General features: G+C 67.2%; 19 protein-coding genes and 2 tRNA genes. 5 read left to right on the top strand and 16 right to left on the bottom strand.

Translation table 11 applies throughout. The features are described from left to right. Positions 1-642, bottom strand: coding sequence for an aminodeoxychorismate/anthranilate synthase component II (locus D7D52_RS13295; protein WP_120736597.1), 642 nt, complete (start codon positions 640-642; stop codon positions 1-3). A gap of 223 nt (positions 643-865) precedes the next feature. On the opposite strand from D7D52_RS13295, the gene crgA reads away from it, so the two are divergent. Continuing rightward, positions 866-1,132: a cell division protein CrgA gene (gene crgA, locus D7D52_RS13290; protein ID WP_120736596.1), complete on the top strand. Its 267-nt coding sequence runs from the start codon at positions 866-868 to the stop codon at positions 1,130-1,132. Between the two features lie 86 nt (positions 1,133-1,218). After that, positions 1,219-1,662 (top strand): PH domain-containing protein, encoded by a 444-nt coding sequence (locus D7D52_RS13285; RefSeq protein ID WP_120736595.1) that lies wholly within the window; start codon positions 1,219-1,221, stop codon positions 1,660-1,662. On the opposite strand, the gene D7D52_RS13280 is transcribed toward D7D52_RS13285, so the two are convergent. Beyond that, a complete protein-coding gene (locus D7D52_RS13280) occupies positions 1,659-2,534 on the bottom strand; it encodes a rhomboid family intramembrane serine protease (RefSeq protein ID WP_120736594.1) in 876 nt (291 codons plus the stop codon). The two genes, D7D52_RS13285 and D7D52_RS13280, sit on opposite strands and share 4 nt — an antisense overlap. A 28-nt stretch (positions 2,535-2,562) precedes the next feature. Further along, positions 2,563-3,090: a peptidylprolyl isomerase gene (locus D7D52_RS13275; RefSeq protein ID WP_120736593.1), complete on the bottom strand. Its 528-nt coding sequence runs from the start codon at positions 3,088-3,090 to the stop codon at positions 2,563-2,565. Positions 3,091-3,242: 152 nt separating this feature from the next. Here D7D52_RS13275 and D7D52_RS13270 point away from each other — a divergent pair, with 152 nt between their 5' ends. Genes D7D52_RS13270 through D7D52_RS13260 form a run of 3 tightly spaced genes read left to right on the top strand, consistent with a single transcriptional unit; the run spans position 3,243 to position 5,593 of the window. Continuing rightward, complete coding sequence (locus D7D52_RS13270; RefSeq protein ID WP_120736592.1) at positions 3,243-3,512, top strand: hypothetical protein; 270 nt, start codon at positions 3,243-3,245, stop codon at positions 3,510-3,512. A gap of 14 nt (positions 3,513-3,526) precedes the next feature. Continuing rightward, positions 3,527-5,365 carry a glutamine--fructose-6-phosphate transaminase (isomerizing) gene (gene glmS, locus D7D52_RS13265; RefSeq protein ID WP_120736591.1) on the top strand — a complete coding sequence of 613 codons (1,839 nt, stop codon included), beginning with the start codon at positions 3,527-3,529 and terminating at the stop codon, positions 5,363-5,365. Positions 5,366-5,410: 45 nt separating this feature from the next. Further along, positions 5,411-5,593 carry a hypothetical protein gene (locus D7D52_RS13260; protein WP_120736590.1) on the top strand — a complete coding sequence of 61 codons (183 nt, stop codon included), beginning with the start codon at positions 5,411-5,413 and terminating at the stop codon, positions 5,591-5,593. Positions 5,594-5,617: 24 nt separating this feature from the next. Here D7D52_RS13260 and D7D52_RS13255 read toward each other — a convergent pair whose 3' ends face one another. The 13 genes from D7D52_RS13255 to dnaA all read right to left on the bottom strand — a co-directional run bounded on the left by D7D52_RS13255 (position 5,618) and on the right by dnaA (position 21,464). After that, positions 5,618-6,460 carry an ABC transporter permease gene (locus tag D7D52_RS13255; RefSeq protein WP_187703146.1) on the bottom strand — a complete coding sequence of 281 codons (843 nt, stop codon included), beginning with the start codon at positions 6,458-6,460 and terminating at the stop codon, positions 5,618-5,620. Beyond that, on the bottom strand, positions 6,457-7,452 hold the full coding sequence (locus tag D7D52_RS13250) for an ATP-binding cassette domain-containing protein (protein ID WP_120736589.1): 996 nt from the start codon (positions 7,450-7,452) through the stop codon (positions 6,457-6,459). Before D7D52_RS13250 ends, D7D52_RS13255 begins: the two co-directional genes overlap by 4 nt. Positions 7,453-7,711: 259 nt before the next feature. Then, a complete protein-coding gene (locus D7D52_RS13245) occupies positions 7,712-8,737 on the bottom strand; it encodes an adenylate/guanylate cyclase domain-containing protein (protein ID WP_120736588.1) in 1,026 nt (341 codons plus the stop codon). Between the two features lie 123 nt (positions 8,738-8,860). Beyond that, positions 8,861-8,968 (bottom strand): DLW-39 family protein, encoded by a 108-nt coding sequence (locus tag D7D52_RS38665; protein WP_222932817.1) that lies wholly within the window; start codon positions 8,966-8,968, stop codon positions 8,861-8,863. Between the two features lie 80 nt (positions 8,969-9,048). Next, a tRNA-Ala gene (locus D7D52_RS13240) sits at positions 9,049-9,121 on the bottom strand. 30 nt (positions 9,122-9,151) lie between these two features. Continuing rightward, a tRNA-Ile gene (locus D7D52_RS13235) sits at positions 9,152-9,225 on the bottom strand. Positions 9,226-9,362: 137 nt separating this feature from the next. After that, positions 9,363-10,322, bottom strand: coding sequence for a DUF3566 domain-containing protein (locus D7D52_RS13230; RefSeq protein ID WP_246023851.1), 960 nt, complete (start codon positions 10,320-10,322; stop codon positions 9,363-9,365). Positions 10,323-10,367: 45 nt separating this feature from the next. Beyond that, positions 10,368-12,881 carry a DNA gyrase subunit A gene (gene gyrA, locus D7D52_RS13225; RefSeq protein WP_120736587.1) on the bottom strand — a complete coding sequence of 838 codons (2,514 nt, stop codon included), beginning with the start codon at positions 12,879-12,881 and terminating at the stop codon, positions 10,368-10,370. A 254-nt stretch (positions 12,882-13,135) separates the two neighbouring features. Next, on the bottom strand, positions 13,136-15,178 hold the full coding sequence (gyrB, locus tag D7D52_RS13220) for a DNA topoisomerase (ATP-hydrolyzing) subunit B (RefSeq protein WP_120736586.1): 2,043 nt from the start codon (positions 15,176-15,178) through the stop codon (positions 13,136-13,138). A 393-nt stretch (positions 15,179-15,571) separates the two neighbouring features. After that, positions 15,572-16,162: a DUF721 family protein gene (locus D7D52_RS13215; RefSeq protein ID WP_120744071.1), complete on the bottom strand. Its 591-nt coding sequence runs from the start codon at positions 16,160-16,162 to the stop codon at positions 15,572-15,574. 103 nt (positions 16,163-16,265) lie between these two features. Further along, entirely contained in the window at positions 16,266-17,444 is a 1,179-nt protein-coding gene (recF, locus tag D7D52_RS13210) for a DNA replication/repair protein RecF (RefSeq protein ID WP_120736585.1), read from the bottom strand. A 58-nt stretch (positions 17,445-17,502) separates the two neighbouring features. Next, positions 17,503-18,672, bottom strand: a complete 1,170-nt coding sequence (dnaN, locus tag D7D52_RS13205; protein WP_120736584.1) for a DNA polymerase III subunit beta — start codon at positions 18,670-18,672, stop codon at positions 17,503-17,505. Positions 18,673-19,451: 779 nt separating this feature from the next. Continuing rightward, positions 19,452-21,464 (bottom strand): chromosomal replication initiator protein DnaA, encoded by a 2,013-nt coding sequence (dnaA, locus tag D7D52_RS13200; protein ID WP_120736583.1) that lies wholly within the window; start codon positions 21,462-21,464, stop codon positions 19,452-19,454. Positions 21,465-21,966: the final 502 nt, after the last annotated feature.

Here is a 21,966-nt window from a genome sequence, read left to right as displayed (position 1 = left end):
TCATGACGCGAGGGCCGCGACCTCCGCCTCCAAGGTCCGCACCAGCCCCTCCGCCGGCCGTTCGCCGCACACGCCCAGCCAGTTGGCGAGCATGCGGTGCCCACCCTGGGTGAGCACGGATTCGGGGTGGAACTGCACACCGTGGATGGGCAGATCGCGATGCCGCAGGGCCATGACGACGCCGGTCTCGGTGCGGCCCAGCACCTCCAGCTCCGGCGGCATGGTGTCCTCGAGGACGGTCAGCGAGTGGTAGCGGGTGGCGGTGAAGGGGTCGGGCAGGCCGGCCAGCACGCCCGCGCCGATGTGGAAGACATCACTGGTCTTGCCGTGCCGCAGTTCGGGGGCGCGAGTCACGGTCGCGCCGAACGCCTCTCCGATGGCCTGATGCCCGAGGCAGACCCCCAGCAGCGGGGTGGCGTGCCGGGCGGCGGCGTGCACCAGCGCGATGCTCGCGCCCGCACGGTCGGGCGTGCCCGGCCCGGGACTGATCAACACCCCGTCGTAGTCCTGCACGACCTTGTCCACCTCCGCGAGCCGATCATCGTCATTACGCCAGACCTCGGCGTCCACACCCAGCTGTCCGAGATACTGAACAAGGTTGAACACGAAGCTGTCGTAGTTGTCGACGACCAGTACACGCATGATTCGAGAGTAGTTGGCGCCGACGTCCCCGTCGCACGCAATACCTACTATGGAGGGATCCAGAATGTACGTATGTGGACGTGACGGCTGATCTAGTTGCGATGAGGGTAACTCCGGGGGCACCCCCAGAATTGGGTCGGCACCGTCCGTAACCACGCATGCAAGAATGTCGACGGCACTCAGCCGTGCGCTGAAGTCACGGAGAGGCGGAGCAGAGGACGTCATGCCCAAGTCAAAGGTCCGCAAGAAGACGGATTACACGATCAACCCGGCCAGCCGCACCCCCGTGCGGGTGAAGTCGGCAGGCCCGTCGCCGGTTTGGTACGTCGGCATCATGCTGGGCTTCATGCTCGCGGGCCTGGCCTGGCTGCTGGTCTACTACCTGGCCAACGAGCAGATCCACTGGATGAGCGATCTGGGCGCGTGGAACTTCCTGATCGGGTTCGGCCTCATGGTGGTCGGCCTGATCATGACCATGCGCTGGCGCTGACCCGCAGCGGTGAGTGCCTTACATCGGTGTTATTCATTCACACCTGTGGATGACCTTGTGGACAACTCGAGGAGGGAGTGGGGAGAGTGACGGCCGCCGACCCCTCCTCCCGCCTGAGCTGGTCCACCCCGCCGGCCGCGCTCGTGACCTGCGGCATCGGTGCGATTGTGCTGGCCGCGGCCACTTTTCTGGCCAATGACGGCCCCGGCCGGCTGCTCATCGGACTGGCCGCGCTGGGCCTGCTCTGCCTGACCGGGGTGGGCCTGCGACAGCGGCCGCGGCTGGCCGTCGAACCCGGCAACCCTGTGCATATCGTGGTGCGCGGGCTGACCGGACCCCAGCGCTACACACCCCAGCAGATTCTGCGCGTTCGCGTGGTGAACTATCGGCGACTCGGTCGCCGCATGCCCATGCTGGAGATGGATGTGGATCATCTCGGCGAGGAGCGGCTGATCATCTTCGGCCGCTGGGATCTGGGCGCGCACCCCGAAGACGTGCTCGAGGTGCTGCGCATCCACCTGGCGCGCTAGCCCGTCAGGCTCGGCGCGGTCAGCACCGTCACCAGCACCGCGACCGCGGCCACCGCCGCGACCGCGGCCCAGCCGACATTGAGCGCCGTGCGCGCCTGCCGAATGCCGATCCAGCGCGGCAGATACAGGATTCCGGTGGTGGCGACCGTGCCCGCCAGCAGGCCGCCCAGGTGCGCCCAGATGGAGATGCCCGGCACCGAGAACGTGATGATCAGGTTGATCACCAGCAGCACCAGGATCTGGGTCAGGTTCTGGCGGGTGCGCAGCATGATCACGGCCACCGCGCCGAAGATGCCGAAGATCGCGCCGGACGCGCCGGCCGAAGCGGTCAGCGGATCCGACAGTGCGGTCACCGCGGCCGAACCGCCCAGCAGCGACGCCAGATACACGGCCACGAACCGTCCACGCCCGAGCGCCACCTCGCAATACGGGCCGAGCACGTAGAGCGCGAACATGTTGGCCAGCAGGTGAATCGGGCCGTAGTGCAGGAAACCCGAACCGAGCACCCGCAGCCAGCCGCCGCTCTCGCCCACCAGCCCCGGCACCAGCACCCAGTCGAAGAACAGCTGCGAGCGGTTGTTGTCCATCAGGCTGTGCGCCTGCAGCGCCGTGACCGCGAAGACGATCACGTTGACCGCGATCAGCGCATAGGTGACATACGTCGTGGGGATGCGCGACACGTCGGTCCCGGCGGCATTGCGGACCGGTCGAACGTCATTGCGCCCCTGCTGCACACACTCCACGCAGTGCTGCCCGACCGACGCCGCGGTCAGGCATTCGTGGCAGGCCGGGCGCCCGCACCGGGTGCAGGCCAGACCGGTGGGCCGGTCGGGGTGGCGGTAGCAGGTCGGTGCGGGCGGCTGGGGCTGCATCGTCGATTCTCTTCGGGTACTGCCGTTTTCAGGCGACGGTGATGCTGTTGATCACGACCTCGTCCTTGGGACGGTCGTTGCGGTCGGTGGCGAGGGCGGCGATGGCGTCGACCACCTTGCGCGAGTCCGGGTCGAGCACCTCGCCGAAGATGGTGTGCTTGCGGTTGAGATGCGGCTGCGCGCCCACGGTGATGAAGAACTGGGAGCCGTTGGTGCCCGGCCCGGCATTGGCCATGGCCAGCAGGTAACCGCGATCGAACCGCAGTTCCGGATGGAACTCGTCCTTGAACTCGTAGCCCGGGCCGCCGCGGCCGGTGCCGGTCGGGTCGCCGCCCTGGATCATGAAGCCGTCGATCACGCGGTGGAAGACCGCGCCGTCGTAGAACGGTCCGGTCTTGGTGCCGGAGGCGTTCGCGGTGGTGTAGGGGGCGGTGCCGTCGGCGAGGCCGAGGAAATTGGCGACCGTCTTGGGGGCGTGGTTACCGAAGAGCGAGATCTTGATGTCGCCGTGATTGGTGTGCAGCGTCGCCACGGCGGTCTGATTCGGTGAGGTCACGCCGCCAGCCTAAGGGCACGGCCGGGGGGAGGCTCGAATCGGCACACTGTCGGCACACCTCACCACGGCCGAAACGACATGTCATGTGATTCTCTGCCCGATTCCGGGCACAAAAGTGGCGGAAACCGGTTCGGCATGGCAAGTTCCCTGGAGTGAATGACGGGGTTGTGGCCGATCTGGTCCGCCATGTGGCGGCCTCCACCGGCCTGCCGCCCGCCGTGGCGGCCCGCGTGGTCGCCGACGTCGTCGGATACTTCGACGAGACCGCCGAGCAGTTCGTGCGCCGCAGACATGCCGAACTGCAGGGTCGTCAGCTCCGCAATGCCGAGATCTGGCAGCGCCTGGCCGACGAGCTCGCGCAGCGCCCGGTGGCCGCCCCCGACTTCACCGAACGACAACTGCGTCGCATCGTCTACGGGTAGGAGTCCGTCTCGCAATGTGTGGAATCGTCGGTTACATCGGGCATCGTGAGGCCGTACCGGTCCTGCTGGAGGGCCTGCACCGGCTCGAGTACCGGGGCTACGACTCCGCGGGCCTGGCGGTGCCGCACCGCGGCCGGCTGCGCATCACCAAGACCCAGGGCCGGGTCCAGGACCTGCGCGATCGAGTCGACGCCGAGGGCACGCGACTGAAGGGCAATGTCGGCATCGCCCACACCCGCTGGGCCACCCACGGCGAACCCTCCGACGCCAACGCGCACCCGCACACCGACGGCTCCGGTCGGATCGCGGTGGTGCACAACGGAATCGTGGAGAACGCCGAGCAACTGCGCGCCGCGCTCACCGCCGACGGCGTGGAATTCCTCTCCGACACCGACACCGAGGCCATCGCGCATCTGGTGGCCGCCGCCCTCGACGACGCGGACTCCCTGGAGGACGCCGTCCGCACCGCCCTGCGCCGGGTCCAGGGCACCTTCGGCCTGCTGGTGCTGGACGCGCGGCGCCCCGACGAGCTGGTGGTCGCCCGCAACGGCTCCCCCATCGTGCTCGGCGTCGGCGACGGCGAGATGTTCGTGGCCTCCGACGTGGCCGCCCTGGTGCATCACACCCAGCGCGTGGTTTTCCTCGACGACGGCGAGCTGGCCACCGTGCGCGCGGGCGAATTCCGCACCAGCACACTGGGTCTCGAGGCCCGCCGCACCGACAAGATCCCCACCACCATCGATATGGCGGCCGAGGACTACGCGCTGGGCGGCTATCCCGACTTCATGCGCAAGGAGATGGCCGAACAGCCCGACGCGATCCGCCGGGCGCTGCGCGGCCGCCTCGACGAACGCTTCGCCACCGCGGTGCTGGGCGGTCTGAACATGGACGCGCGGGAGCTGCGCGGCATCAGCAAGGTGGTGTTCCTGGGCTGCGGCTCGGCCTATTACGCGGGCCAGCTGGGCGCGCAGCTGGTCGAGGAGCTGGCCCGGATCCCGGCCACCGCCGAACCCGCCTCGGAGTTCCGCTATCGCAATCCGGTGGTCGACCCGGACGCCCTCTACATCGCCATCAGCCAGTCCGGCGAGACCCTGGATACCCTTGCGGCCGTTCAGGAATTGCAGCGCAAGGGCGGCCGGGTGATCGGCGCGGTGAACGTGGTCGGCAGCGCCATCGCCCGCGAGTGCGGTGCGGGCGTGTTCCTGCACGCGGGCCCGGAGGTGTCGGTGGCCTCCACCAAGGCGCTGACCAATATGACGGTCTCGTTCGCCATGCTCGCCCTGCTGCTGGGCCGGGTGCGGGATCTGTCCGCGGCCGGTGGCGAGCGCATCGTGAGCGGTCTGCGCGCGCTGCCCGACGCCATCGACGCCGTGCTGGCCGCCGACGCCGAGATCGCCGATATCGCGGCCCGCTACGCCAAGGCGCGCAGCATGTTCTTCATCGGCCGGGTGCGGGCCTGGCCGGTGGCGCGCGAGGGTGCGCAGAAGCTCAAGGAGATCTCCTACATTCACGCCGAGGCGTATCAGGGCTCCGAGCTCAAGCACGGGCCGCTGGCGCTGATCGACGCGGAGATGCCCAGCATCGTGCTGGTGCCCCAGGACGAGCTGCTGGCCAAGAACATCACCACCATCGAGCAGATCAAGGCGCGCGGCGGGCCGGTCATCGCGGTGACCAATACCGAGCTGCCGGAGGGCTTGGCGGACGCGGTGATTCGGGTGCCGGCGGTGTGCCCGGAACTGGATCCGATCATCCTGACCATCCCGCTGCAGCTGCTGGCGTATCACACCGCCATGGCGCTGGGCCGGGATGTGGACAAGCCCCGCAACCTCGCCAAGAGCGTCACCGTGGAGTGAACCCCGGCTCGTGCACGAATTCCCTTGCTGTGCCAGCATGGTCGGATGGAGCTGGGGAGCGTTCGTAGCAAGGTCATCGTGGCCGCCTTTTTCGCGATTGCGGGCGGTGTCATCGCGTTCTTCGTGAGCAAGCGCCCGCAGCCGGAGCCGCCGGCCGCGGAGCCGCCGCGCCTGGGTTATTCGCGCAACGGCTCCGCGCCGACGCCGGATCTGTCGGTCACCCGCTGATCCCGGGTCACCGACCGAGCACGGTCACCGGCTGACCGACCGCTTGTACTGCTCGAGCGCCAGCGGCACGAAGATCACCAGGATCACGACGATCCAGACGCCGGTCGTCGCGACCGGATGCCGCATGGGCCACACGTCCGGAGTCGTGCCCATCGGACTGGTGTTGCCGAACAGGTCGCGGGTCGCCTGCGTCACCGCCGACACCGGATTCCATTCCGCCACAACGCGAAGCACCGTGGGCAGATTGTCCGACGGCACGAAGGTGTTGGCGATGAAGGTGAGCGGGAAGATCACCATGAAGCTGGCGTTGTTGAACACCTCCGGCGCCCGCACCAGCAGGCCCACCACGGCCATGATCCACGACACCGCGTACGCGAACAGCAGCAGCAGCGCGTAGGCCAGCACCGCGTCCACGAACGAGCCGCGAATGCGCCAGCCCACCAGCAGCCCGGTCAGCGACATGACCACCAGGCTCACCACATTGATCACCACATCCGCGACGGTGCGCCCGATGAGCACCGCGGACGGGGCCATGGGTAGCGACCGGAAGCGGTCGATGATGCCCTTCTGCATGTCCTCGGCCAGGCTGGAGCCGGTGAAGGTGGCGCCGAACACCACCGTCTGCGCGAAGATGCCCGCGATCAGGAATTCGCGATAGGACGTGCCCGGCAACTGGATCGCCGAACCGAAGACGTAGGCGAACAGCAGCACGAACATGATGGGCGACAGCGTCGAGAAGATCAGCACGTCCGGAACCCGGCGGATCTTGATGACATTGCGCTTGGTGACGGTCACGCTGTCGGAGACCACCATGGCCAATCGCTGTGCGAGGGAAGGCTTTTCGGCGACGGCGAGGGCGGTGCTCATCGGGACCCACCCCCGACCTGCGCGTCGGCGTCCCGGTTGCCGTTGACCAGCTCCTCGGCCTCGTGCCCGGTCAGCGACAGGAACACGTCGTCGAGGGAGGGGCGGCGCAGGCCCACGTCCTGGATCTTCACCTCGTGCTTGCTCAGCTGCCCGATGGCGTCCACCAGCGCCTGCGAGCCGTCCTCGACCGGCACGATGATGCGCCGCATGCCCGGCTCCAGCCGAATCTCCCCGTGCGCCAAGCCTTCCAGCGCCTGCCGGGCGATGGCGAGATTGTCGGCGTGATCGACGATCAGCTCGATGCGGTCGCCGCCCACCATCGCCTTGAGTTCGTCGGAGGTGCCCTCCGCGATGACCCGGCCATGGTCGATGACGGCGATGGAATCGGCCAGCCGATCGGCCTCCTCCAGGTACTGGGTGGTCAGCAGCAACGTGGTGCCGCCCGCCACCAGCTCCTCGATGACATCCCAGAGATCAAGGCGCGCACGGGGATCCAGGCCGGTGGTGGGTTCGTCCAAGAACAGCACCGGCGGATTGGCGACCAGCGCGCCCGCCAGGTCCAGCCGGCGGCGCATACCGCCGGAGTAGCCCTTGACCGGCCGGTCGGCGGCATCGGCGAGCCGGAAACGCTCCAGTAGCTCGCGCGCGCGGTCCTTACTGCGTTGCACGCCCATGTGATACAGCCGCCCGACCATTTCGAGATTCTCGAAACCGGTCAGGTATTCGTCGACGGCCGCGTACTGGCCGGAGGTGCCGATGCGGGAACGCAACAACTGCGGATCCTTCAGCACGTCCACCCCGGCGACGGTGGCGCGGCCCGAATCCGGGACCAGCAACGTGGTGAGCACGCGCACGGCGGTGGTCTTGCCCGCCCCGTTGGGGCCGAGCAGGGCGGTGACGGTGCCTTCGGGAACAGACAGGTCGAGGCCGTCGAGTGCGACCAGATGGCCGTACTTCTTGACCAGACCCTCGGCGACTATGGCGTCGGGCATGATTCTCCTCGAGTCGAATTCGGCGTAGGGCGCAATTCGGTCACAAAGTCATCGTCTCATCCGGGTACGACACTTTTGCCTCGAAAAAATCTTGGAACGCGGAGCCCCGATAGCTACACAATCCCCATTCGTCGCGTAGGATCGTTCCCGTCGGCCCCTCCCCCCCGGGCCGACCTAACGCGGGCCTCGGCTAACTCCCCCCCTTCGCCGAGGCCCGCTCCTATGTCCGGGGCAGCTCGGCCCGCGGGCCCGTGCGCAATCACACCAGCGGGCGAATCACATTGCGGCGCAGCACATGTCCGTGCAACCGGTCGATCCCCTTCACCCGCACGGTCGCCAGATGCCGCAGCGTGAATTCCGGATCGCCGGCGATGGCCTCGGCCACGCCGTCGTCGACCAGCACGGTGCCCGGACGGGCCACGCCGGTGAGCCGCGCCGCGGTGTTCACCACCGACCCGTACAGGTCGCCGAAACGTTGCAGGACACCGCCGTAGGACAGCCCGACCCGCAATTCCTGGGTGACGCCGTGCGAGGCGATGGCGGCCTCCTGGACCGCCAGCGCGATCCGCGCGCCGTCGGCGGCCGTCGCCGCCGCGAACATGACCTCGTCGCCCACGTTCTTGATGACCCAGCCGCCATGGGCGACGATGGCGGTGCTGGTGGCCGTCTCGAACGCCTCCAGCAGCGCCGAGAGCTCGTCGGGCTCCAGATGTCGGGTCAGGCGGGTGTAGCCGACCATGTCGGCGAAGCCGACCGCCAGCACCCGCAACGTGTCCCCCGCCACCGCGCCCGCGTCCAGCGACCGGGCCAGCGCGGCGTCCAGATGCCGGCGAAAAGCGTAGCGCTGCAACGTCTCGAACTCGGTCACCACCTCCTCGGTGGCGATGCGCGCGGCTGCCTTCGAATCGGTGTCCGGATTGTCGTACATGATGGTCGCGATCCGGTCCAGGATCTCCTCGGTCACCAGATCGACCTGCCATTCGGCCAGCCGTGCCATGGACCGGCCCAGCGTGCGCGCCGCGGTGGTCTGGCGGTGCACGTCCGCCCCGGAGAGCACCTGCAGCTTGGCGAAGGTCTGGGCGGCCTCGATATCGGCGTCGCTGTACTCCACGGCATTGTCGTCCGGATCCGCCGGGAAGCCGAGCGCCACCCACAGCCGCCGGGTCACATTGTTGGGCAGCCCGGTCAGATCCTGGACCTGCCGGCGGTCGTACTTACGGGGCCCGTCGAGCAGATAAGGCTCCACCACGGACTGCACCAGCTCGGAGATCTCAGTGGACGCCATCCCACGACCTTACGACGAGAAACGGGCCGGAAACCGCCGCTTGTTCCGTGTCACAATGCGGAAGTTTCCGGCCCGCCCGCGGGTCCGATCGGGGCGGCGGAATCAGCGCACCGCCAAGGACTTTCAGCGGGTGGTGACCTCGTGCCAGAGATCGGCGTCATTGCGCTGACGCAGTTTGCTGATTCCGAAGGCCACGGCGGCGATCACGACAAGCGTGAGAACGAATTTCATGAATTCCACAGTACTGGAACCACAACCGGCAGCGGGAAGACAAAAGCCGCAGACCGGATTCGGTCTGCGGCTTGTAGTTGTGGAGCCTAGGGGAATCGAACCCCTAACCCCTGCCTTGCAAAGGCAGTGCTCTGCCAATTGAGCTAAGGCCCCTGGGAAGGCAGTTCGATCTTTACCTGCAAGTGGGCCTAGGAGGACTTGAACCTCCGACCTCTTCGTTATCAGCGAAGCGCTCTAACCGCCTGAGCTATAGGCCCGTAGTGGGTGTTCGAAGTGTGTCACTCGAACGAGGCAGAAGATTACCGTACGCACGCTCCGATAACCAAAACGGCCGGTCAGAGGCTCGCGAGCGGCGAGCCCGACCGGCCGTTCGGGCGGATCGAAACAGCGGTTCCTAGTCCGGATCGGCGAGGGTGACCTGGATGCCGCCGACCAGATCGGTGCACTGGTTGTAGACGAACACGCCCACGGTCGAGAGCGCGGTCAGCAGCACCACATTGATCAGGCCGATGACGCCGGCGTAGCCGAAGACCGAGCCCGCGTCGATCAGGGTCGAGCTGGAATTGGAGCTGTCGGCGAAGTCGCCGAGGGTGGAGTTCACGCGCTCCCACACGCCCATGCCCTCCAGCACCAGATACAGCAGGCCGACCGCCAGCATCCACACGAAGAACATGGCCACGCTGATCACCAGCGAGACCTTCAGCGTGGACCACGGATCGATGTGGCGCAGCTGCACGGTGGCCCGCAGTGGCTCACCGGTGGCCGCGGCCTGCGCCACGGCCGCGGGGGCGGACGGCGAGACCGGACCGGCCGGCGCGATCGGCTCCGGCGGCGGCAGCGGGTGCCGCAGCTCGGACAGATCCGGCAGATCCTTCACCAGTTCCGGGCGGGCGATGCTGCGGGTCGGTCCGTCGATGCCGACGGACTTCACCATGGCCGCCTCCTTGCGCGCCGCCTTGGCCGCCAGGTCGGCGGTGGTGCGCGCATTGGAGACGCCCGCGTTCAGGCCGCCGCCGCCCAGCCCGCCGCCCTTGAGGCTGCCGGTGCTGCCCGGCGTGGGGGCCTGGCCCGGGCGGTACAGGTTGGACTGCGGCTCCCGCTGCGGCAGCTGCGACCAACCCTCCTGGAAATGCGAACCGCCCTGGGCGTCCGCGGAATCCGCTGCGGCCTCGACCGAATTGTTACCTTCTGGCCCGAAATCATCGGACTGATCCGACAATTCGGGATTGTGCGGCGCACCGCCGTCGTTCCCGCCGGTCCGCGGAATCGGCCGCGGCGGAATCGGGGACGGGGCGATTCTCTCGGTCACGCCATTGGCGTGACCGCGCTGGTCATTCGGCTGATTCGTGGTCAATGGTGAATCCTTCGATCCGTGTGTGCCGCCGCTGCTGTGGTGAAACTACTGCTTCGCCGAACCGCTGGTGTCATCTTCGGCAACCTGGTCGGGCTCATCCGCGTTCCGAGCGATCGCGAGCAAAGTATCGCCCTCGCCCAGGTTCATCAACCGCACACCCTTGGTTTGGCGACCGGCCTTGCGAACCTGATGCGCCAGCGTGCGAATGACACCACCACCCGAGGTGATCGCGTACAGCTCATCCTCGTCGTTGACGATGAGCGCACCGACAAGACTGCCACGCTTCTCGTCGTACTGGATCGTCAGCACACCCTTGCCGCCGCGACCCTGCGCCGTGTACTCGTCGATGGCCGTGCGCTTGGAGTACCCGCCCGCGGTCGCGACAAGCAGATAGATGCCCTCCTCGTCGCGAACCACATTGAGCGACAACAGTTCATCGTCGGCATTGAAGCGCATGCCCTGCACGCCGGAGGTGGCGCGGCCCATCGGGCGCAGCACCTCGTCGTTGGCATTGAAGCGGATCGACTGACCGTGCGCCGACACCAGCAGCAGGTCGTCTTCCTTCGAACACAGTGCCGCGCCGACCAATTCGTCCTCATCGCGCAGATTGACCGCCACGATGCCGCCGGTGCGGTTGGAGTCGAAATCGGTGAGCTTGGACTTCTTCACCAGGCCCTTGCGGGTGGCCAGCACCAGATAGGGGGCGTCCTCGTAGGACTTGATCTGGATGACCTGGGCGATCTTCTCGTCCGGCTGGAAGGCCAGCAGGTTGGCCACGTGCTGGCCGCGCGCGGTGCGGTTGGCCTCCGGCAGCTCGTACGCCTTGGCCCGGTAGACGCGGCCCTTGTTGGTGAAGAACAGCAGCCAGTCGTGGGTCGAGGTGATGAAGAAGTGCTTGACGATGTCGTCCTGCTTGAGGCCCGCGCCCTGCACGCCCTTGCCGCCGCGCTTCTGCGAGCGGTACAGGTCGGTCTTGGTGCGCTTGGCGTAGCCGGTCTCGGTGATCGTCACGACCACGTCCTCGCGGGCGATCAGATCCTCGTCCTGCACATCGCCGTCGGCCGCGATGATCTTGGTGCGACGCTCGTCGCCGTACTTGTCGACGATCTCGGCCAATTCGTCGCGCACGATGGCGCGCTGCCGCTCCGGCTTGGCCAGAATGTCCTGCAGGTCGGCGATCTCGGCCTCGATCTTGGCCAACTCGTCGAGGATCTTCTGCCGCTCCAACGCCGAGAGGCGACGCAGCTGCATATCGAGGATGGCGGTCGCCTGGATCTCGTCGATCTCCAGCAACTGCATCAGGCCGGTGCGGGCGGTCTCGGTGTCGGCCGAACGGCGGATCAAGGCGATCACCGCGTCCAGCTGATCGAGCGCCTTCACCAGACCGCGCAGGATGTGAGCCCGCTCCTCGGCCTTGCGCAGCAGGTAGCGGGTGCGCCGGATGATGACTTCCAACTGGTGATTCACATACAGCCGGATCATCTGATCCAGGCGCAGCGTGCGCGGCACCTTGTCGACGATCGAGAGCATGTTGCAGCCGAAGGAGGTCTGCAGCTGGGTGTGCTTGTAGAGGTTGTTGAGCACCACCTTGGCGATGGCGTCACGCTTCACCGTGACGACGATGCGCAGACCCACGCGGTCCGACGACTCGTCGTGGATGTCGGAGACGCCCGCGATCTTGCCGTCCTTGACCTGCTCGGCGATCGCGTTGATGAAGTTGTCGGTATTGACCTGGTAGGGCAGCTCGGTGATGACGATCGTGGTGCGCCCACGGTTGTCTTCCTCGATCTCCACCACACCGCGCATGCGGACCGAGCCGCGGCCGGTGGTGTAGGCGTCGATGATGCCCTGGGTGCCGACGATCAGGCCGGCGGTCGGGAAGTCCGGGCCCTTCACGCGCTCGATGCACGCGGCGAGGGTGGTCTCCTCGTCGGCATCGTGATGCTCCAGCGCCCAGTAGATGGCCTCGGCCAGCTCGTTCAGGTTGTGCGGCGGGATGTTCGTCGCCATACCGACGGCAATACCGTTGGAGCCGTTCATGAGCAGGGCGGGCACCCGGCTCGGCAGAACGGTCGGCTCCTGCGTCTTACCGTCGTAGTTGGGGATGAAATCGACCGTCTCGTGGTCGATCTCGCGCAGCATCTCCATCGCCAGCGGCGTCAGGCGGCACTCCGTGTAACGCATGGCGGCCGCGCCGTCGTTGCCGCGCGAACCGAAGTTGCCCTGACCGTCCACCAGCGGATAGCGCAGCGCCCACGGCTGCGCCATGCGCACCAGAGTGTCGTAGATCGCGGTGTCACCGTGCGGGTGGTAGTTACCCATGGTGTCGGCCACCGGCCGCGCGGACTTCACATAACCGCGGTCGGGCCGATACCCGTTGTCGTACATCGCGTACAGAATGCGCCGGTGCACCGGCTTCAGACCGTCGCGCACCTCCGGCAGCGCACGGCCCACGATCACGCTCATCGCGTAATCGATGTAGGAGTTCTGCATCTCCTGCTGAATATCGACCGGCTCGATCCGGTCACCACCCGAAGGCGGAAGCGAAGTCTCAGTCATGAATTGGTCTCCATAGGAAGTCTGTGGTGATCAGGTGCGGATCGCGCAGTCTCGGGGCGGCCCACCCGCCGGGTCGCTGGAGCTTGCCTCCGAGTGGGGCTCGCTGCCGAAGGGGTTCGGGGCTTGCCTCCGAAGGGGTTCGGGCGCTTGCCTCCGAAGGGGGTTCGGGGGCTTGCCCCCGAATGGGGGTCCGGGGGCTCAGCCCCCGCCCCCTCCTCCCCGGGGGTCCGGGGGCCTGGCCCCCGGTTGCCCGATCACACATCGAGGAAGCGAACGTCCTTGGCGTTACGGGTGATGAAGCTGCGCCGAGCTTCGACGTCCTCACCCATGAGGATGGAGAACAGCTCGTCGGCAGCGGCCGCGTCGTCGAGAGTCACCAGGCGCAGGACGCGGACCGTCGGGTCCATGGTGGTCTCCCACAGCTCCTTCGGATTCATCTCGCCGAGACCCTTGTAGCGCTGGATGCCATCGTCCTTGTTGATCTTCTTGCCCGCCGCCAGGCCGCGCTCCAGCAACCCGTCGCGCTCCTTGTCGGAGTAGGCGAACTCCGGCTCGGACCGCTGCCACTTCAGCTTGTACAGCGGCGGCATGGCCAGATACACGTGACCGTGCTCGACCAGCGGGCGCATGAAGCGGAACAGCAGGGTCAGCAGCAGCGTCGAGATGTGCTGGCCGTCGACGTCGGCGTCGGCCATCAGCACGATCTTGTGATAGCGCAGCTTGGCGATATCGAACTCGTCGTGGATGCCGGTACCGAACGCCGTGATGATGGACTGGACTTCGGTGTTCTTCAGCACGCGGTCGATGCGCGCCTTCTCCACATTGATGATCTTGCCGCGCAGCGGCAGGATCGCCTGGTACATGGAGTCGCGGCCGGACTTGGCCGAGCCGCCGGCGGAGTCGCCCTCCACGATGTAGATCTCGGACTTGCTCGGATCCTTGGAGCGGCAGTCGGCCAGCTTGCCCGGCAGGCCGCCGATATCGGTGGCGGACTTGCGCCGCACCAACTCTCGCGCCTTCCGGGCGGCGACGCGGGCCTGCGCCGACGAAACCGCCTTCTGCACAATGGTCTTCGCGTCGGCCGGGTTGGCCTCGAACCAGTGCGAGATGTGCTCGTTGCAGGTGCGCTGGACGAACGACTTCACCTCGGTATTGCCGAGCTTGGTCTTGGTCTGGCCCTCGAACTGCGGGTCGGCGATCTTCACGCTGACGATGGCGGCCAGGCCCTCCCGGATGTCGTCACCGGTGAGGTTGCCGTCCTTGTCCTTGAGGAGCTTCTTGTCCTTCGCGTACTTGTTCACCACGGTGGTGAGCGCCGCGCGGAAGCCCTCCTCATGGGTGCCGCCCTCATGGGTGTTGATGGTGTTGGCGAAGGTGTGGACCGACTCGGAGTAGCCGGAGTTCCACTGCATCGCGACCTCGACCTCGTGGCCGGTGCCCTTGCCGGTGAAGCCGACGATCGAGTTGTGGATCGCCGTCTTGGTCCGGTTGATGTGGCGGACGTAGTCCTCGAGGCCGCCCGGGTAGTGGTAGGTCCGGGTCTTCACCTTGGGCTCGGCCACGGGCGCGTTCTCGTCGAGATGCTTGGGCGCCTCGGCGGTTTCGCTCACCACCTCGTCGGTGATGTCGCCCTCGTGGATGCGCTGATCGGTCAGCGTGATGGTGAGGCCCTTGTTCAGGAACGCCATCTCCTGCAGGCGCCGCGCCACCGTCTCGAAGCTGAAGGTGGTGGTCTCGAAGATCTCCGGGTCCGGGAAGAACCGGATGGTGGTGCCGGTCTTCTTGGTCGGCTCGCCCTGGATCAGCTTGCCCGGCTTGGCGTCCTTGTACTCCTGGGTCCAGTGGTAGCCGCCGTAGTTCACCTCCGCCTCGAGGCGGGTGGACAGCGCGTTCACCACCGAGATGCCGACACCGTGCAGACCGCCGGACACCGCGTACGACTCACCGTCGAACTTGCCGCCGGCGTGCAGCTGGGTCATGACGACCTCGATGGTCGGCACCCCCTGCGCGTGCATATCGGTGGGGATACCGCGGCCGTCGTCGACGACCTCGACGCCGCCGTCGGCCAGCAGCGTGACGTCGACGCGGGTGGCGTACCCGGCCATCGCCTCGTCGACCGAGTTGTCGACGACCTCCCAGATCAGATGGTGCAGGCCGCGCTCACCGGTGGAACCGATGTACATGCCGGGGCGCTTGCGCACCGCCTCCAGGCCCTCGAGCACCGTGATCGAGGTCGCGCTGTACGTCTGATTGCCCTGCTTGGTCGAGCCTTCTGCGTTGGAGTCGTTGGCAGCCACTGGTGGGTAGCTCTCCTTACTTGCTGATCCTCCCGGCGCAGTGCGGTGGCACGCGCGGAACCCTCAGACACTGTCTGCTCGAGCAATCAGGCAGTGTCTGCTCGAGAATTACGGGGGCTCACGCACGGGCACTGCGGAACGCGCCGGGAGGTATCGCCGCTAGTTACTCCTACATCCTACTGGTACGACCGACAGAGAACCCACCTATGACACCCCTGAGTGAGCCGTAGGGTCATGAAATCGACCATCGATATGACCGGTTATAGGCCCGGGGGGTTCCGGTAGCTTCAGCGGGCGATACGAGGGTGGCCCGGAGATCGTTTGCGCGCGGGTTCGCGACGATCTCCCGACGTTCCACGTGAAACCGGATCTGCCAGTGGAATTCGCGCCGGACTAGCCGTAGGTGTCGCGCGGACCCCGCCCCTTGACGTGCCGATCGCCGTGTCGCCAGCTGGGCGCGGTCGGGCCGTTGATCTTGAGCTGCTTGACCACGCCATTGCCCACCGCGGCCGCGATCTTGGCCAAAATCTGCGACTGGAACATGCGCAACTGAGTCGCCCAGGCCGTGGATTCGGCTTGAATGCTCAGAATGCCGTTCTCCAGCGAGATGGGTGTGGCGTGCGAGGCGATGTCCTCCCCCACCACGCTGGACCAGCGGCCGAAGACCGTGCCCTCGGCGACCTTGCCCGACCAGCCGCGGCCCTTGGCCAACTGCATGGCCAGCGACGAGAACGTCTGCGGATCGCGATCGTCCGGGCCCGCGCCCGACCAGCCGGTGCGGCGTCGGCGCAGCGCCCGGACCCCGCCCTTGCGCGGCGACGCCCGGCCCTGACCCACCGATTTCCCGGCCGCCCGCGCGGCGGCGCGCGCCTCCTCGAGGGCGCGGCGGGCCAGGTCGACGCCCTTCAATTCGGGCTCCGGGCCGCCGGAGGCGGCCTCGGCGGCCGGACCCCCGCGGTCGTCGGCTTCCGGCGATTGCGCCATCCACAGCTCCTTCCACATCTGGGAATCCCCGATGATCACCGTCGGTTCGTCACGTGATCCGTCGGTTGGTGATTCTGCCGCATCGCACCGACGAACTCACCGATCAGGACGCGTCGGCTATCCGGGACGCGCGGTGGTCGGCCGCACCCGTGGTCTCCACCCGCAGCGGCACGGCTTCCAATTCGGCCGGGACATCCTCGGCGACCGCGGCGGTGATCAACACCTGCTCGGCGCCGGCGGCCACCGCGGCCAATGCGGTGCGCCGGCGGCGATCCAATTCGGCGAACACGTCGTCGAGGATGAGCACCGGATCGGTGCCGGCCGACCGCAGCAGTTCGAAGCCGGCAAGGCGCAAAGCCAAGGCGTATGACCAGGATTCGCCATGGCTCGCGAACCCCTTGGCGGGGGCCGATCCCAGCATCAGCTCCAGGTCATCACGGTGCGGGCCGACCAGGCACACCCCCCGCTCCAGCTCCTTGGAGCGCGCGGCGGCCAACTCCCGCAACAGGATCGCTTCCAGCGCCGATTCGTCCTCAGGCTGTGGAGAACGCGCCGGATCCAGCAGTTCCGGCGGCAAACTCGCACTTCGGTAAGCGATTGCGGCGGGCCGGGATTCGGGAGCGATACCTGAATAAGCCTGTGCAAGATGTGGATAAAGCTCGTGCACCAGTCGCAGCCGCTGCGCCAGCAAGACCGCGCCGTGCGCCGCCAGATGCCCGTCCCACACGTCGAGGGTGCCCAGCTCCGCGCCCCGATTGCCCGAACGGGCATTGCGCCCAGCGGTTTTCAACAGGGCCGAACGCTGCCGCAGCACCTTGTCGTAATCCGCGCGCACCCCGGCCAGCCGCGGCAGCCGGGCCGTGGCCAGCTCGTCCAGGAAGCGCCGCCGCTCCCCCGGATCCCCGCGCACCAGCGACAGATCCTCCGGCGCGAACAGGACGGTCTGCAGTATCCCCAGGATCTCGCGCGGCCGCCGCACCGGGGAGCGATTGATCTGGGCGCGATTGGCGGCGCCCTGATTCAGCTCCATGTCCACCCGGAGCTCGCGGCCGGTATTGACCACCGTCGCCCCGATCCGGGCCTTCTGCGCACCGATCCGGATGAGCGGCGCATCGGCCGCCACCCGATGCGAACCCAGGGTCGACAGGTAGCCGACGGCCTCGATCAGATTGGTCTTGCCGTTCCCGTTCGAGCCCAGGAAAACGGTTCTACCGGCCGAAAGTTCGACCTCGGCGGCCTCCCACGAGCGGAAATCGCGCAGTGACAGCGCACGCACGTGCATCCGGTCAGTCCATGTTTTTCACAGGTTTGTCAACACTGTGCACAGGTGAGTCGCCCGATCAGCCCGGCAACCGCACCGGCATCAACAGGTAGATGTAGCTGCCCGACAGCGCCGAGAAGGCGCCCGACTCCAGCTGCGCCGGCTCCTCCTCCGGGGCGGGCAGGAAGACCGCCGGACGGCTGGGGGTGGTGAAGCCGAAGGTGACCCGGTCCGAATGCGAGGCGGACAGGCCGTCGAGCAGGTAGCCGGGGTTGAAGGCGATGGTCAGCGGCTCACCGCGGAAGTCGGCCTCCAGCCACTCCTCCGCGCGGCCCGCGTCGTCGCCGCCGGCGGACAGCAGCAGGCCCTCCTCGGAGAACTCCAGCCGCACCTGGGCGCCGCGCTCGGCCACCAGGGCCACACGTTTGATGGCCTCGGTCAGGGTGCTCACCGCGAGGGTGGCGATGGAGGTGTGCTCCTTGGGGAGCAGCTGACGGAACTTGGGGAATTCCGCGTCCAGCAGCCGGGTGGTGGTGCGGCGGCCGCCGTTGACGATGCCGAGCAGGCCGTCGGTGCCGGTGCCGAAGGCCAATTGCACCGGCTGATCGGACGCACCAAGGGTTTTCGCGGCCTCGGACAGGGTGCGGGCCGGGACGAGCACCGCGGTCTCCACATCGGCGCGTCCGGGCTGCCATTCCAGTTCGCGCACGGCGAGACGGAAACGGTCGGTGGCGGCGAGGACCACCTTGGGGCCCTCGATCTCCACCCGGATGCCGGTGAGCATGGGCAGCGTGTCATCGCGCCCGGCGGCCACGGCGACCTGGGAGACGGCCTCGGAGAACAGATCCACACCGAGCTCACCGGTCTGGGGAGGCAGCTCGGGAAGCTGGGGGTAATCCTCGACCGGCATGGTCGGGAGCGAGAACTTGGCGCTGCCACAGGCGATCAGCACCCGGGTGCCGTCCACCGAGACGTCGACCGGCTTGTTGGACAGCGCTTTGGTGATATCGGCCAGCAGGCGGCCCGACACCAGCACCTGACCCGGACCGGCGACCTCGGCGGCCACCCGCATCTGCGCGGAGACCTCGTAATCGAAACCGGAGACCGTCAGGCCGTCCTCGTCAGCCACGAGGAGCACGCCACCGAGCACAGGAACCGGAGGCCGCGACGGCAGGCTGCGGGCCACCCAGGCTACGGATTCGGCGAAGTCCTCGCGGGCGACCCGAAACTTCATGCTTGCAAGCTCCATCGCCCGGTCTGTCCTCTCCCAGTGGATTCGGTGAACTCTGCTGATGCTGAATCAGCCGCCTACGCAGTCTCGCACAGGGGACTGACAGTGAACCGTACCCGCGAGGAGCGCGACTGCCTACGCCGACCCTCCAGGCAATCCGATGCGTCCGGATCGATCCGGAGACCCTCGCCCCTCTTCTCCTTGCCTCCGTCCAGGTGGGGAGGGACTGCCCATCGGACCGTGCTCCCCCAACCCGAGTTTCCACACACCCTGTTTTAGAAAGACCTTCTCTAGATGAATAACTGAAGTAGTAGTAGGTCCTGTTAGTTCTGTGGACTTCGGCCGTTCGCGCAGGTGGGGCCGGGCGGCGTCGTGTGGATGTCGTCGGGGTGGCTCGAGGATGAACGGCGAGTGGCTGTGGAGTCGAGGCGCTGCTCCACATTCATCCTCGAGCCATCCTCGAGTTGCTCCCCCACTCTGGCCCCGGTAGCCAACATCGGGATGAAAACGGGGACTACCTCGAGGATTCCTCGAGGACCTGACAAGGATTCCTCGAGGAATCCACATGCGCTCGAGGCCATCCGGGCTGGTCAGCCCTCGAGGATGAATTCACCTGTGGGAACTGTGCACTACCGGTTGTGCACCACTGTGAGTAGCCACCTGGGGGCAAACCGGTGGACAACAGTGGGAATCCTCGAGGAATCCCCAAGCCATCCTCGAGGACTCCTCGAGGAATCCACACCCCCGAAAACGAAAGACCCCCACGTCAGCGGACGTGGGGGCCTGTGGACTGTGGATCAGCGCGAACGCTGTTTGATTCGGGCTGTGAGTTCTTGAACCTGGTCGTACACGCGCCGCCGCTCGGTCATCTCCTTGCGCACCTTCTTGTCGGCGTACATGACCGTCGTGTGGTCGCGACCGAAGGCCTGGCCGATCTTGGGCAGCGATAGATCGGTGAGTTCCCGGCATAGGTACATGGCGATCTGCCGCGCCTGCGCCAGCGGGCGAGCCTTGCCCGGGCCGGTCAGCTCCTCGAGCGTGGTGTTGAAGTACTCCGCGGTCACGGCCATGATCGTGGACGCCGTGATCTCCATGGTGGTGGAGTCGGGCATCAGATCGCGCAGCACCACCTCGGCCAGCGACAGATCCAGCGGCTGCCCGTTGAGCGAGGCGAACGCGGTGACCCGGATCAGCGCGCCCTCGAGCTCGCGAATATTGCGCTCCACCCGGCTGGCGATCAGCTCGAGCACATCGTGCGGCACGTCCAGGCGATCCATGCGCGCCTTCTTGCGCAGGATCGCGATGCGGGTCTCCAGCTCCGGCGGCTGCACATCGGTGATCAGGCCCCACTCGAAGCGGGTGCGCAGCCGCTCCTCCAGCGTCGCAAGCTGTTTCGGCGGGCGGTCCGACGACACCACGATCTGCTTGTTGGCGTTGTGCAGGGTGTTGAAGGTGTGGAAGAACTCCTCCTGGATGCCTTCCTTGCCCTCGATGAACTGGATGTCGTCGACCAGCAGGATGTCGGTCTCGCGGTAGCGGCGCTTGAACGCCACCTTCCGGTCGTCACGCAGCGAGTTGATGAAGTCGTTGGTGAATTCCTCGGTCGAGACGTACTTCACCCGCATGCCCGGAAACAGCCGCTGGGCGTAGTGGCCGGCCGCGTGCAGCAGGTGCGTCTTGCCCAAACCCGAAGCGCCCCAGACGAACAGCGGGTTGTAGGCGCGTGCCGGCGCCTCCGCGATGGCCACCGCCGCGGCATGCGCGAAGCGGTTGGAGGCGCCGATGACGAAGGTCTCGAAGGTGTACTTCGCGTTCAGGCTGGCCGAGGACGACGCGGCGGGCGCGGGCTCGCGCTCGGGCGTCCGGTTGAAATAGGTCGGCCACGAATTGCGGACATTGACCACCGGCTCGTCGTCGTGCGCCTCGTCGACGGGGCGGCGGGCGGCCGGTTCGTCGGCGTAGCGCTGCGGCTCCTCGTACCGTTGCGGTTCCTCGTAGCGCTGCTCGTCGTAGCGCTGCTGGTCGTCGTAGCGGGGTTCCTCCGAATACCGTTGCGGCTCATCGGCATAGCGCTGCGGTTCGTCGGCATACCGCTGGGGCGCGGGGCGGACCGGTTCGTCCTCGGGTTCCGGCGAGAACAGCGACTCCTGTCCCGGCGGTTTGGGCGCCCCGCGGTGATTGTCACGCCGGCGCGGCGGCGCGGACGGCTCGCCGACTGGCATCCCGCGGTCGGGCGCTGGCATCGCCCGCTCGACCGTGGGCGTCGGCAACTCCTCAGCCATCGGCGCCTGGCCGAATTCCACCGGTGGATAAGCATCGCGCTCGTCATACTCGCCCGGATAGTCCTGTGGAGGCAGATAGCGCGGCGGCGCGTACTCCTGGGGAGCCTGGTACAGCTGCTGCGGGCGCTCGGCCGGCGGCGGTTCGGGCGCGTAGGCCGCGGGCTCGGGCTCGCGCGGCCGTTCCGGGCGCGAGGTCATGCGCGCGTGCCGCGGCGCGTTGGCGGAGCGACCGGCCGGCGGATTCTGCTGGGCGCGAATGCGCACGCCCAGGCCCTCGACCTGCAGGCCGCGCCGGGCCAGGGACCGCAGAATGAGCTCGCGCAGATCCCGCTCGACGGTGACCTGCGCCATCGTGCCCGGCACCGAGAGCAGGGCGAATCCCTGTGCGAAGGTGATCGGTTCGATAGTGTTGAGCCACGCCTTGTGGGCCTTGCTGACCGGCTGGATCTCCCCGTCCGTGGAACCGCTCGCCAGCTCGGCGATCACCTCCGGCCAGACAGCCGTCAGCACATTCTGCTCGTCGTCCACGAACGTAGTCCTCCCCGGATATAGGTCGATGAAGCAGACGGTCCGCGCTGCTCGGCTCCCCCAAGTCACCGGGCGTCGGCGAGGTACCGTCGGCCCTACGAATATGCCACTCCAGGGGTCTTTCCACACAATTATCCACAGATGTGGAAAACCTGGGGATACACGCGAGCGCGTGTCTGATTCGCCGAATCCGGCGCGTACCTGCGGGTTCTCAGCTATCAGCTGGCAAAGTCAACCGCGGTCGCGACGGAGGCACCGCCGGAGGCCTGGCAAGGACCGTACACGACCCCCGCCCGACACACGAACGCCCAGCACGCGCCACGCGGAACCTCGCCCCTACCCCCGAGTTTGACCCTCGTCCAGGGGATAAGTACCCTTCTACAGTCACCCTGTGGTGCGGTGGCGGCTGTCTGCTGCCCGTGCCGACAAGGGTATTGCGCCGAGGGACTCCCGTCCGTCGAGAGCACCGTTTCACCGAACAAGCTTCGGGCGTCAACCGACG

The organism is Nocardia yunnanensis (genome assembly GCF_003626895.1).
Classification (GTDB): Bacteria; Actinomycetota; Actinomycetes; order Mycobacteriales; family Mycobacteriaceae; genus Nocardia; species Nocardia yunnanensis.
The sequence above is the reverse complement of the archived record's forward strand: the minus strand, read 5'-3'. Positions and strand labels throughout refer to the sequence as shown.